Source organism: Caulobacter sp. GW821-FHT11E10, from assembly GCF_058808375.1.
In genome coordinates this window covers 78,489-91,250 of record NZ_JBXARP010000008.1, presented here as the reverse complement: position 1 = coordinate 91,250, position 12,762 = coordinate 78,489, and the positions used below count along the sequence as shown (strand labels likewise).

Genomic DNA, 12,762 nt, shown 5'->3' with positions numbered 1-12,762 from the left:
GAGGATCTACTTGCCACCAACCGAACCTCCCCGTAGGGAACTCAAGGGTTCAGGGAACGGCGTCGGGCGGGTTTGATGGTTCTGGTCAGCGTTTTGGCGCTCCTGCAGGCGGCGTCTCCCTTGCAAGAGACACCGGTTACCAACCCGCAGCCGCCGGTGGCCGAGAGCGAGCAGACCGGCCTGGTCGAGAGCGTGCTGATTACGCCTCCGCTGCGCGGCAAGACCGAAGGCCCCATCCAGCCCGACCTGACCCTGGACGCCGCCGAGATCGAGGGCACCGGCGCCACCACGGTCCAGGACCTGGTGACCCTGCTGGAAACCGAGATCAGCACGGGCGAGCCGGACGCCCCGCCGCCGATCTTCCTGGCCAACGGCCGTCGCATCTCGGGCTTCCAGGAAATCAGCGGCCTGCCGGCCCAGGCGATCCAGCGCATGGACGTGCTGTCGCCCGCCGCGGCCCTGTCCTACGGCTACCGGCCCAACCAGCGGGTCGTGAACTTCGTCCTGCGCAAGCGCTTCGCCTCGGCGGCCCTGGAGGTCGAGGAGGCCAGCGCCACGGGCGGCGGGCGCACGATCGAGCGCTTCGATGGCGACCTCTTCCGCCTGGCCGGCGAGGAGCGCAGCACCATCGGCGTCGACTGGCGTCAGGAATCGACCCTGTTCGAGAATGAGCGCGACATCGTCCGCGCGCCGTCGGCCACCTCGCCCTACGGCCTGGTCGGCAATATCGCCGGCTCGCCGTTCGGGAGCGAGATCGATCCGGCCCTCTCGGCCCTGGCCGGCCGCCTGGTCACCCTGGTCCGCGCGCCCGAGGCGGCGGCGACCGGCGCCGTGGGCCTCTCGGCCTTCGCCGGGGCGGGCGATGCGGAGCTCTCGGGCACGATCGCCAACCGCAGCCTGCTGCCGTCGCTGGGGCAGGGGACCTTCAAGGCCGCCATCACCCGCGACCTGGCCCGCAAGGTCAGCCTGACCCTGAGCGTCAATCTGGACGACAGCCATCGCACCAGCTTCCTGGGCCTGCCCGGCACGTCGGTGAAGCTGCCGGTCGGCAGCCCGTTCTCGCCGTTCGCCAAGGACGTGACGCTCTATCGCTATCTCGACGCCCAGTGGGCGCAACTGCGCGAAGCCGACGCCTTCAAGGGCCAGGTGGCCATGGCCGCCAACGGCTATATCCGCGAGTGGCGCTGGTCGCTGACCGGCAACTACGACCACAACACCACCGAGACCGTGACCGGCCGGGGTGTCGACTCCAGCGCCTGGAAGGCCGCCATCGCCGCCCGCGATCCGGCGGTCAATCCGTTCGGCCCGGTCCCCCGCGCCCTGCTCAAGGCCAATACCCGCGACACCGCCAAGTCGAAGTCCAAGATGGCCAAGGCCGAGCTTGTCCTGAACGGCGATGTCGCCGAGATCCCGGCCGGCCGCATCTCCTCGACGGTCAAGGTCGGGGGCGAGCGGGTCAAGCAGAGCTCCGAGGCCCTCCGCGCCGGCGTTCCGACCGAGAGCAACTATGCGCGCCGGACGGTCTCGGTGCAGGGCGACATCGACGTGCCCCTGGCCAGCCGCGCCCGCGAGGTGATGCCGGCCCTGGGCGAGCTGAGCGCCAGCGTCAACGCCGGCTACGACATCCAGACCTTCAAGGACCGCCTGGCCTTCGGCGCGGGTCTGCACTGGTCGCCGGACAAGCTGATCTCGTTCAATCTGAATGTCAGCCAGGAACAGTCGGCGCCGAACTCCAACCAGATCGCCGATCCGGTGGTGCTGACGCCCAGCGTCACGATCTTCGACTTCGCCACTGGCCAGAGCGTCACGGTCAGCCGGCTGGAGGGCGGCAACACCGACCTGATGAACGACCGCCGCCGCGTGCTGCGGGCGGGCGTCAACCTGCGGCCCCTGGGACGCGACGGCGGCTCGACGCGTCTGACCCTGAACGCCAACTACGTCCGCACCCGCATCGACGACCCGATCTCCAACTTCCCGCTGATCACCCCGGCCCTGGAAGCGGCCTTCCCCGAGCGCTTCACCCGCAACGCCGACGGCGTGCTGACGGCGATCGACAGCCGCCCGCTGAACTTCGACGCCATCGATCGCGAAGAGCTGCGCGGCGGCATCAATCTGACGCGCTTCCTGGGACCGCCGCCCGGCTCCAAGCCGCCCGCCGGCCTGAAGGGCGCCAAGGCCAGCCAGCGCAAGCAGACCGGCCAGGTGCAGCTGTCGGTCAACTATGTCTGGCGCCTGCGCGACGAGACCACCCTGCGCGACGGCCTGGCGCCGCTGGACCTCCTGAACGGGGGCAGCACCAGCCGTCGGGGCCAGCCCAAGCGCGAGCTGAACTTCCGCCTGAACGCCTTCAAGCAGGGCCTGGGCTTGAACCTGAACGGAAACTGGCGCGGCGGCAGCGTCATCGACGCCGGTCCCATCAACGGCGGCGCCCTGCGTTTCGCGCCCCAGACGACGATCAACCTGTCGGCCTTCTACGAGGTCCCGCGCGACGTGAAGGCGGGCAAGGCCTCCAAGCTCCTGGCCGGCGCCCGCGTCACCCTGGCGGCCGACAACCTGTTCTACAGCCGCCCGATCGTGAAGGACGCCAAGGGCGTCACGCCCCAGGCCTACCAGTCCGACTATCTCGATCCGCTGGGCCGCACGGTTCGCCTGACGCTGAGGAAAAGCCTGATCGCGATGTGATCGGTAGCGCCGGAACTTGGCCTCGCGTGCGTTCAAAGCGGAACCAACCGTGACAGAACGACACAGCCCGTTCATAACCCCTGCGTTCAGTCTCCATTCAGCCGAGGTCCTTTAGACCGGAGAGCATGAAAACGATCCGCGCCATTCTTGTCGTCGTCGCGCTGGCCGCCGCCCTTCCGGGCGTGGCCTCGGCGCAGCGTCATGGCCGAAGCCCCGACTCGCTCGGCGCCGACTGGCGCGCCCAGTCGGACCAGGCGCGGGGCGGCGTGCAATCGGGTCAGCTGGTGCCGCTGTCGCGCGTGATCGAGATGATCGGTCGCCGCACGCCGGGCCGGGTGCTGGACGCGGGCCTCGAAGGCTCCAACTACCGGGTCCGCTGGGCCACGGCCGACGGCCGGCGCATCGACTTCATCGTCGACGCGCGCACCGGCCAGATCCTCAGCGGCGGCTAACCAGGCTCAGGAGTTTCCATGCGTATCCTGCTCGTCGAGGACGATCCCGACCTGTCGCGCCAGCTGAAGCTGGCCCTGGCCGACGCCGGCTATGCCGTCGACCACGCTCCGGACGGCGAGGAAGCCCAGTTCCTGGGCGAGACCGAGCCCTATGACGCCGTGATCCTCGACCTGGGCCTGCCCAAGGTGGACGGGGTTTCGGTGCTGGAGCGCTGGCGGCGCGGCAATGTCGCCACGCCGGTGCTGATCCTGACCGCCCGCGGCGCCTGGAGCGACAAGGTCGCCGGCTTCGACGCCGGGGCCGACGACTACCTGGCCAAGCCGTTCCACACCGAGGAGCTGCTGGCTCGCCTGCGTGCGCTGCTGCGCCGCTCGGCCGGCCACGCCGCGCCGTCGCTGTCGTGCGGCGCCTTGCGCCTGGACCCGCGCGCCGCCCGCGCCAGCGTCAATGGCGAGCCGCTGCGCCTGACCTCGCTGGAATACCGCCTGCTGCACTACATGATGATGCACCAGGGCCGGGTGATCGGCCGCACCGAGCTGGTCGAGCACCTGTACGACCAGGACTTCGACCGCGACTCAAACACCATCGAGGTGTTCATCGGCCGCCTGCGCAAGAAGCTGGGCGCCGACCGCATCGAAACCGTCCGGGGCCTGGGCTATCGCCTGACGCCGCTGGAAGGCGAAGACGCTAGCTAACCCCTTGCTGGACCTGCGCCGCCGTTCGCTGGTCCGCCGCCTGGTCCTGATCGCCGGGGCCTGGACCCTGCTGGTCGTGCTGATCGCCGGGATCTTCCTGACCGCCCAGTTCCGTGGCGCGGCCATCCGGCGGTTCGACTCGTCGCTGGCGGTGTTGACCGACGACCTCTATGCGGGCTCGACCGTCGAGGACGGCCAGCTGCGCGCGCCGGTCCTGACCGACATCCGCGCCACCCGCGCCTATTCCGGCCGCTACTGGGTGATCCTAGACCGGCTGGCCGACGGCTCGATCCGGCCGATCGTGCGCTCGCGCTCGCTGTTCGACAGCGACCTGATGCTGGCCTCGGCCCAGATCGACCAGCTGGACGCCGCCCCGGGCAAGACCCAGTACTTCGACCTGCGCGGACCGCAGGACAAGCCGCTGCGCGCCGCCGCCATCCTGACCCGCCTGCCTGGCTACGCGACGCCGGTGGTGTTCCTGGCCGCCGAGGACCGCTCGCCGATCGACGCTGACGCCGACCGCTTCGCCGGCATCACCGCCATCGCCCTGCTGATCCTGGGCGGCGGCCTGCTGCTCGCGGTGGTGGTGCAGGTGCGGTTCGGCCTGCAGCCGCTGTTCCGCCTGCGCCGCGAGGTGGCCGCCGTGCGTCGCGGAAAGGCCGAGCGGGTGGACGGGGAGTATCCCGAGGAGCTGGAGCCCTTGGCCGGCGAGCTCAACGCCCTGCTGGCGCACAACCAGGAAGTCGTCGAGCGCCAGCGCACCCACGTCGGCAACCTGGCTCACGCGTTGAAGACCCCGCTGTCGGTGATGCTGACCGAGGCCAGCCAGCAGCCGGGCCAGCTGGCCGAGGTGGTCGAGCGCCAGGCCCAGACCATGCGCGAGCAGGTAGACCACCATCTGCGCCGGGCCCGCGCCGCCGCCCGCTCCCAGACCAGCGGCGAGCGCACCCAGGTCGAGCCGATCCTGGACGAACTGGCCGTGACCCTGGAGCGCATTTTCCAGGACAAGGCGGGGGGGCGGGGCGTCGAAATCGACTGGCGCTGCCCCGATGAACTCTGCTTCCAGGGCGAGAAGCAGGACCTGATGGAGCTGGCCGGCAACGTCATGGAAAACGCCGGCAAGTGGTGCAAGGGCAAGATCCGTGTCCAGGCCGTCGCGTCCGGCGAGGGGCGCATGATGCTGACCGTCGACGATGACGGCCCCGGCCTGCCGCCCGAGGAGCGCGCCCAAGCTTTGAAGCGCGGCCAGCGCCTCGACGAGAACGCGCCCGGTTCGGGCCTGGGCCTGTCGATCGTCGACGAATTGGCCCGCGCCTACGGCGGTACGGTCCAGCTTGGTGAATCGCCGCTGGGCGGATTGCGGGTGACATTGGACCTGCCGCGCGCCGAAACATAACTCATGGTTGCGGCTAACCGTCACGGACGCGGCCTTTGGCGGCCGCCGACACCGGTTGCCTAAACCTCTAGTAGGTAACAACTTTCCGCCCGCGACATCTCGCTCCGGCGATCGAGATTTTTCCGGGATTTCGGAAATCCTTAACCTCGTTGAGAACATGGTTGACGCCTGTCGGATTCCGTTTCTCCGACACGGGGGACCATGGCCGTTATCGCCGCGCAGAAATTGCAGATCATCCGGACGCTGGTGGAAACCGCGCCGGACGCCGCTCTGCGCAGTCTGGAGCTCGCGCTGGCTGGGGTCGGAACCCAGGGCGCGCTCGGCTCCGTGCGCGGCCTAGTCGAGGACGAGACCGCCAACCGCTTCGTCCGCAACAACATTCTGGCGCCGATCGTGCCGCTGTGCGCCACGCGCGCCGAAGGCTGCATGTCGTTCCCGCCGTCGGTGCTGCCGCGCCTCTGGAAGGCCCTGAAGGTGGTCGCGCCCTCTCGCGTCGAGGACGCCGCGGCCAAGTGCAATCCGTGGGATCTCGAACACGGCGTCCCCGAGGTGTTCGACGACCTGTGCAAGACCGCCGCCGCGGGCCTGCGCGATCCCGAGAACGCCTCCTTCGACAGCGTTCGTTCACTGTGCGATCCCGAACATCTGGCCCTGTGCCTGCAGCTCTCGACCATCACCCGCTCGTGCCTGCCCAAGCTTTCGGAATGGGTCAGCCGCATGTCGGACGAGCGGGCCTTCGCCGCGCGCCTGGCCTATCGCGACGCCTGCCGGATCAGCGAGGACGCCGGCCCGTTGCTGCTGGACATCCTGTCGGCCCACCTGCCCGACGAGTGGCGGATCCTGCGCGTCATCTCGGCGGTCATGGATCGCCCGAACGATCGCTACCTGGCCTCGTCCGAGGTCAAGGGCTTCGGCGAGCGCATCCTGGCCGACATCGACGCCTCGATCCTCCGGGTCGAAACCTTCAACTTCGCCGACGGCGAAAAGGCCGGCCGTGAGGCCGCGCAGGGCGCCCACAAGGTTCAGCTGCAGATCGCCGAGTTCCAACAGTCGGTCGAGGTCGCCAAGGACGGTCCGTGGGGCAAGCGCCTGGCGCGCCACAAGCAGGCCATGGCCAAGGCTTGCGAGCACCGCATGGACCAGGCCGACAAGGAACTGGAAAAGGCCCTGCCGACCCGGCCGATCTCGATGATGGCCAAGAAGGGCAGCCGGGGCGTCGCCAAGCTGGTCGACGAGCCGGACGTGGCGATGATCCGCCGCGCTGAAGGCGCCTTGGCGTTCGTGGCCGAACTACGCACCTGCGCCGACAAGGCCGGCTATGGCAGCTCGCGCAACAAGATCCTCGAGAAGCTGAACGCGCGCCTCGACCCCTATATCGAGGACGTGCTGTATGTCGCCCGCACCGGCGAAGGCGGGGACGCCGGCCTGGCCGTGAAGTACCTGGACGTCGCCGCCGGCTTCATCACCTACACCCGCGACGAGAAGACCGCCGAGATCGTCCGCCGCCGCGCGGCCGCCGCGATCGCGGCCTAGGGTCCCAAGGACCCGCTCTCCAAGGCGGGCGGCGGCCGTCCTTAAGCGCTTTTTCCGCTAACAGCCGAGGCCGTAACAAGCTAACACGCGGCTATGATCGCTTTCTGGATCGCTGCGGCGGGGCTGTCGGCCGCGACGGCGGGGCTGGTGCTGCGCGGCGCGGCGAAGGCCCGGCCCGTCGACGACGCCCAGACCCGGCTGGAGCCGCATCGCCGACGTCTTGCCGAGGTCGAGCGCCTGGCCGCTGACGGCCTGTTGGCGCATGACGAGCTGAAGGCCGCCCGCGCCGAGGCCGGGCGGAGCCTGCTGGCCGCCGCCGACCAGACCGAAAGCTGGGTCGGCGAGGGGACCGGACCGCGCAAGGCCGTCGTGGCCGTTATCGGCGCGGTCTGCGTGGCCGCCGCCGGCCTCTATATCTTCCAAGGGCGTCCGGGAGCGCCTGACCAGCCCTACGCCCAGCGCGTGGCCGCGTGGAAGGCCTCCGACCCGGCGTCCCTGAGCCCCGAACAGCTGGCCGCCGTGCTGCAGGACGTCGCCGCCGAACGGCCGACCGAGGCCGAGCCGCTGGTGTTCCTGTCCAAGGCGCGCGCCGCCGCCGGGGACCTGACCGGCGCCGAGGCCGCCCTGCGCAAGGCCGTGCGCCTCGAGCCCAAGCGCGGCGACATCTGGAGCCTGCTGGGCGAGACCTTCGTCATGGAGGCCAAGGGCCAGGTCGGCGCCGACGCCAAGCTGGCCTTTGGTGAAGCCCTGAAGATCGATCCGGCCGACCTGCGCGCCCGCTACTACCTGGGGCGCGGCAAGATCGCCGATGGCGACACGGCCGGCGGCCTGGCCGACTGGCGGGCGCTGATGTCCGGTCTGCCGGCCTCGGACCCCGGCCGCGCGGCCCTCGCCCAGGAGATCGCCCAGGTCGAGGCCTCGGGCGGCCTGGCCAGCGCCGAACCCGCCGCCGAAGAGAACCCGCAGGTCCAGGGCATGATCGCCGGCATGGTCGAGGGCCTGGCCGCGCGCCTGGCCCAATCGCCCGACGATCCGGATGGCTGGATCCGCCTGGTCCGCGCCTATGCCGTGCTGGGCGAGACCGCCAAGCGCGATGCGGCGCTCGCCTCGGCCCGGACCCGCTTCAAGGACCAGCCCAAGGTGCTGTCGGCCCTTCGCCAGGCCGCCGACACACCCGCTCAAGCCAAAGTCGCCACGCCATGAGTTTCTGGCCAAAATCTCGCAAGGCGCGTCGCCGCCTGACCATCCTGCTGGCCATCGCCCCGGTCCTGGCCCTGGCGGTCGGCCTGGCGCTGTATGGTCTGCGTGACAGCATCTCGCTGTTCTACACCCCGGCCCAGGCGCGGGAGGCGCACGTCGCCCCCGGCCGCAAGGTCCAGCTGGGCGGCCTCGTCCAGCCCGGCAGCGTGGTCAAGCACCCGGGCGGCGACGTCGAGTTCGTGGTCGCCGACCAGAGGGCCGCGGCCAAGGTGGTCTATCACGGTGACCTGCCGGACCTGTTCCGCGAGGGGCAGGGGATCGTGGCCGACGGCAGCTTCGACGCCAACGGAACCTTCGTCGCCAAGCAGGTGCTGGCCAAGCACGACGAACGCTATATGCCGCGCGATGTCGCCAAGGCGCTGAAGAAGCAGGGTGAATGGCGCGGCGACGGGGCCGGCACCCCGGCTTACAAATCCTCCCCCCAGGGGGGAGGTGTCGCCGCAGGCGACGGAGGGGGAAGTTCTGCCGCCCCGGCCACGCCCCCCTCCGGCCTTCGGCCTCCTCCCCCACAGGGGGAGGTTTCTCGATGATCGTCGAGCTGGGCGCCTTCGCCCTGATCCTGTCGCTGATGCTGTCGATCGCCCAGACCGGGCTCTCGGCCGTCGGCGGCGCGCGGCGCTCGGTCGTGCTGGCCGGCGCCGGGCGCGGCGCGGCGATGGCGACCTTCGTGGCGGTGCTGGCCGCCTTCGCGGCCCTGATCCACGCCTTCGTCACTTCGGACTTCTCGGTCGCCAACGTCGCGGCCAACTCGCACACGGCCAAGCCACTGCTGTTCAAGGTGGCCGGCGCCTGGGGCAGCCACGAGGGCTCGATGCTGCTGTGGTGCCTGGTCCTGACCGGCTACGGCGCGGCCATGGCCCTGTTCGGCGACAGCCTGCCGCCGCGCCTGCGCGCCTACGCCCTCGCCGTGCAGGGGAGCCTGGGCGTGCTCTTCCTGGCCTACACGGTCTTCGCCTCGAACCCGCTGACCCGCCTGCTGGAGGTCCCGGTCGAGGGGCGCTCGCTCAATCCGCTGCTGCAGGACTGGGCGCTCGCGGTGCATCCGCCGTTCCTCTACAGCGGCTATGTCGGCTTCTCGGTGGTCTATTCCCTGTCCCTGGCGGCGCTGATCGAGGGCCGGATCGACGCGGCCTGGGCCCGCTGGGTGCGGCCCTGGACCCTTGCGGCCTGGAGCCTGCTGACCGTCGGCATCACGCTCGGCGCCTTCTGGGCCTACTACGAGCTGGGCTGGGGGGGCTGGTGGTTCTGGGACCCGGTCGAGAACGCCAGCTTCATGCCCTGGCTGATCGGCGCGGCCCTGCTGCACTCGGCCATCGTCACCGAGAAGCGCGGCGCCCTGCCGGGCTGGACGGCGTTCCTGGCCCTGGCGGCCTTCACCTTCTCGATGCTGGGCGCCTTCCTGGTGCGTTCGGGCGTGCTGACCAGCGTCCATGCCTTCGCCGTCGATCCGACGCGCGGGGTGCTGCTGCTGATCATGATGGGCCTGGCGGCGGGGGCGGGTTTCCTGCTGTTCGGCATCCGCGCGCCCAGCCTGAACAAGGGCGGCCAGTTCCGTCCGATCAGCCGCGAGAGCGCCATCGTGCTCAACAACATCCTGCTGTCGACGGCGACGGCGGTGGTGCTGCTGGGGACGCTCTATCCGCTGATCCGCGAGGCGATGGACGGTGAGGCCGTCTCGGTCGGCGCGCCGTTCTTCAACCTGACCTTCACGCCGCTGATGCTGCTGGCGTTCTGCGTCCTGCCCGCCGGCCCGCTGCTGGCCTGGAAGCGCGGCGACGCCGCCGGCGTGGCCCGCAAGCTGTGGGTCGTCCTGGCGGTCGCGGCGACGCTCGGCCTGGTCGCCTATGGCCTCATCCAGCCGCGCAAGGCGCTGGCCAGCGGCGGCCTCGTCGTCGGCTTCTGGCTGCTGGGCGGGGCGATGCTGGAACTGGCCGACCGGCTGAAGTTGTTCCGCGTCCCCGCCGTCGAGAGCGTCCGCCGGGCCAAGGGCCTGCCGCGCGGCGCCTGGGGCATGACCCTGGCCCATGCGGGCCTCGGGATCTTCGTGCTGGGAGCCTCGTTCGAGACCGCCTGGCGCGTCGAGGCGGCCCAGGCCCTGAGCCTGAACGAGAGCCACGCGCTGGGCGCCTACACCATGACCCTCAGCGATGTCGGCACGGTCGAGGGGCCCAACTACCTGGCCGAGCGCGGCGTCGTCAGGATCACCGACGCGTCCGGCGCCGAGATCTGCCACGCCGAGCCCGAGCGCCGCTTCTATCCGACCGGCGCCCAGACGACCTCGGAAGTCGCCATCTGCGCGCGCGGGCTGGACGATATCTATGTCGTGCTGGGCGAGCGCCGGGCGGGCGAGGGCGGCAAGCCGGCCTGGCTGGTCCGCGCCTATGTGAACCCCTGGGTGCGGCTGATCTTCCTCGGCCCGCTGATCATGGCCCTCGGCGGCGTCGCGTCGCTGTCGGACCGCCGCGTGCGCCTGGGCGTCGGGCGGCGAGTGGGGGAGGCGGCGTGAAGCGGTTCAAGGCGGTCCTGACGGCCCTCGCCGCCGTCGCCCTGATGGCCAGCGCTTCGGAGCCGTCCGAGCGCCTGGCCGATCCCGCCCAGGAGGCTCGCGCCCGCGAGCTGTTCCGCGAGGTCCGCTGCCTGGTCTGCCAGAACGAGTCGATCGACGATTCCGAAGCCCAGCTGGCCGGTGACTTGCGGCGAATTGTCCGCGAACAGGTCAAGGCCGGCCGCAGCGACGGCGAGATCCGCGCGTTCCTGGTGCAGCGCTACGGGGAGTTCGTGCTGCTGAAGCCCAGGTTCTCGGCCGGCAACGCGGTGTTGTGGTTGGCTCCGCTGGGCGTGTTGTCGGTGGGCGGACTTCTGATGTTCGGCCTGTTGCGGCGTCGCGAGACGGCGGAGGCAGAGCTTTCGCAGGACGAAGAGGCCCGTCTGGAGCGTCTGCTCCAGGACGAATGACACGATTGCGCCGAAATGGGGCCGCAAGAAGCACCTTCCGGATGACGGAAAGATAATTCGAGGACCATTGCACCTTTTGTCGCCAGGGCTAGGTTCTCAGATTGAAAGCGATCGCGCGCGGGGAGCGCGCTGGTCGAGCCTAAAGGGACCGCGCGCGCGCCGCGCGGGTGAGGAAAGACGAGAATGACCGCTAGGAAGTCGGGTTTCATTGTTGGCGCCATCGCTGGCGCGGGCGTCGCTTGCGCGGCTCTGGCCGGGGTCGGGATGCGCATGGGAACGGCGGGCGCCGCCGAGGCCCCCGCGATCCGCGCCCCGATGGCCGGCGCGCCGGCCTTCGCCCCGCCGCCGGGCGCCCCGATGTCGTTCGCCGACATCTTCGAGAAGGTTTCCCCCGCGGTCGTCCAGATCAATGTCACGTCCAAGGCCTCGCCGCAGTCGCTGCGCATCCCGGGCCTCGAAGGTTTCGACATCGTGCCCCGCGGCCAGAAGCGTCCGGGTCAGCCCGGCCAGCCGGACGCCGATGACGGCGACACGCCCGCGACGCCGAAGCAGCAGTCCGCCGGTTCGGGCTTCTTCATCTCGGCCGACGGCTACATCGTCACCAACAACCACGTCGTGGCCGACGCCGACGACATCCAGGTGGTGATGAAGGACGGCCGCGAGCTGAAGGCCACCCTGGTCGGCCGCGACGAAGGCACCGACCTGGCCGTCGTCAAGGTCGTCGATCCCAAGGCCAAGGGCGCCGACTTCCCGTATGTCGACTTCGAGAACCAGGCCAAGCCGCGGGTCGGCGACTGGGTCATCACGATCGGCAATCCGTTCGGCCTGGGCGGCACGGCCACGGCCGGCATCATCTCGGCCTATGGCCGCGACCTGAACGACCAGACCTCGTCGTTCGTGAACTACATCCAGATCGACGCGCCGATCAATCGGGGCAATTCGGGCGGTCCCAGCTTCGACATCTATGGCCGGGTGATCGGCGTCAACAGCGCCATCTACTCGCCGTCGGGCGGCTCGGTCGGCATCGGCTTCGCCATTCCCGCGGATATCGCCGAGGCCGTCGCCAAGCAGCTGATCTCGGGCGGCAAGGTGGTGCGCGGCTATATCGGCGTGACCATCCAGGACTTCAGCGCCGAGTCGGCCGAGGCCCTGGGCCTGAAGGACGTGAAGGGCGCGATCGTCGCCGAGCTGGTTCCGGGCGGCCCCGCCGCCAAGGCCGGCCTGCTGCCGGACGACATCCTGGTCGCCGTCAACGGCGTCAAGGTCGCCAACCGTTCGGAGCTGACCCGCGAGGTCGCCAAGGCTCGCCCGGGTGAGTCGATCAAGATGACGGTCATCCGCGACGGCAAGACGCGCACGGTCGACGTCAAGTCGGGCACCCGTCCGGCCGAAGGCTCCCTGGACCTCAACGATGACCCGGATCAGGGCGGCGGCGCCGCACCGACCCCGGACAAACCCGCCAGCCAGAAGGTCGACGCCCTGGGTCTGACCCTGGCGCCGATCGATCCGGCCTCGCGCCAGACCTACAAGATCGACAGCGAGATCAAGGGTCTGCTGATCACGGGCGTGATCGGCGACAGCGACGCCGGCGAGAAGGGCCTGGCCAAGGGCGACGTCCTGGCCAACATCAACGGCGCTCCGGTGACCGCTTTCGCCGACGTCACCAACGCCGTGGCCAACGCCAAGAAGGCCGGCCGCACCAGCGTGCTGGTCAAGGTGATCCGCCAGAACCGCCCGGTCTTCGTGCCGCTGAAGATCGCGCCGTAGGCCGATCAGCGACCCGCTGAA

Annotated in this window: 9 protein-coding genes and 1 pseudogene; all 10 read left to right on the top strand. The window is 70.1% G+C overall.

Features of this window, described 5'->3' with window-relative positions:
- Positions 1–120: 120 nt before the first annotated feature.
- The 10 genes and pseudogenes from AC1RRV_RS17555 (at position 121) to AC1RRV_RS17510 (ending at position 12,741) form a co-directional block, all read left to right on the top strand.
- Complete coding sequence (locus AC1RRV_RS17555) at positions 121–2,682, top strand: TonB-dependent receptor (RefSeq protein WP_492860936.1); 2,562 nt, start codon at positions 121–123, stop codon at positions 2,680–2,682.
- Positions 2,683–2,807: 125 nt separating this feature from the next.
- Positions 2,808–3,134, top strand: coding sequence for a PepSY domain-containing protein (locus AC1RRV_RS17550; RefSeq protein WP_492860935.1), 327 nt, complete (start codon positions 2,808–2,810; stop codon positions 3,132–3,134).
- 18 nt (positions 3,135–3,152) lie between these two features.
- Complete coding sequence (locus tag AC1RRV_RS17545) at positions 3,153–3,830, top strand: response regulator transcription factor (RefSeq protein ID WP_492860934.1); 678 nt, start codon at positions 3,153–3,155, stop codon at positions 3,828–3,830.
- 4 nt (positions 3,831–3,834) lie between these two features.
- A complete protein-coding gene (locus AC1RRV_RS17540) occupies positions 3,835–5,226 on the top strand; it encodes an ATP-binding protein (protein WP_492860933.1) in 1,392 nt (463 codons plus the stop codon).
- A 201-nt stretch (positions 5,227–5,427) separates the two neighbouring features.
- Positions 5,428–6,759 (top strand): hypothetical protein, encoded by a 1,332-nt coding sequence (locus AC1RRV_RS17535; protein ID WP_492860932.1) that lies wholly within the window; start codon positions 5,428–5,430, stop codon positions 6,757–6,759.
- Positions 6,760–6,852: 93 nt separating this feature from the next.
- Positions 6,853–7,962 carry a c-type cytochrome biogenesis protein CcmI gene (gene ccmI, locus AC1RRV_RS17530; protein WP_492860931.1) on the top strand — a complete coding sequence of 370 codons (1,110 nt, stop codon included), beginning with the start codon at positions 6,853–6,855 and terminating at the stop codon, positions 7,960–7,962.
- Positions 7,959–8,435: pseudogene (ccmE, locus tag AC1RRV_RS17525) on the top strand (cytochrome c maturation protein CcmE); the annotation flags it as partial. The gene ccmI and the pseudogene ccmE, both read left to right, overlap by 4 nt.
- 110 nt (positions 8,436–8,545) lie before the next feature.
- On the top strand, positions 8,546–10,525 hold the full coding sequence (locus tag AC1RRV_RS17520) for a heme lyase CcmF/NrfE family subunit (protein ID WP_492860930.1): 1,980 nt from the start codon (positions 8,546–8,548) through the stop codon (positions 10,523–10,525).
- Positions 10,522–10,974: a cytochrome c-type biogenesis protein gene (locus tag AC1RRV_RS17515; RefSeq protein ID WP_492860929.1), complete on the top strand. Its 453-nt coding sequence runs from the start codon at positions 10,522–10,524 to the stop codon at positions 10,972–10,974. Before AC1RRV_RS17520 ends, AC1RRV_RS17515 begins: the two co-directional genes overlap by 4 nt.
- 183 nt (positions 10,975–11,157) lie before the next feature.
- A complete protein-coding gene (locus tag AC1RRV_RS17510; protein WP_492860928.1) occupies positions 11,158–12,741 on the top strand; it encodes a Do family serine endopeptidase in 1,584 nt (527 codons plus the stop codon).
- Positions 12,742–12,762 lie beyond the last annotated feature (21 nt).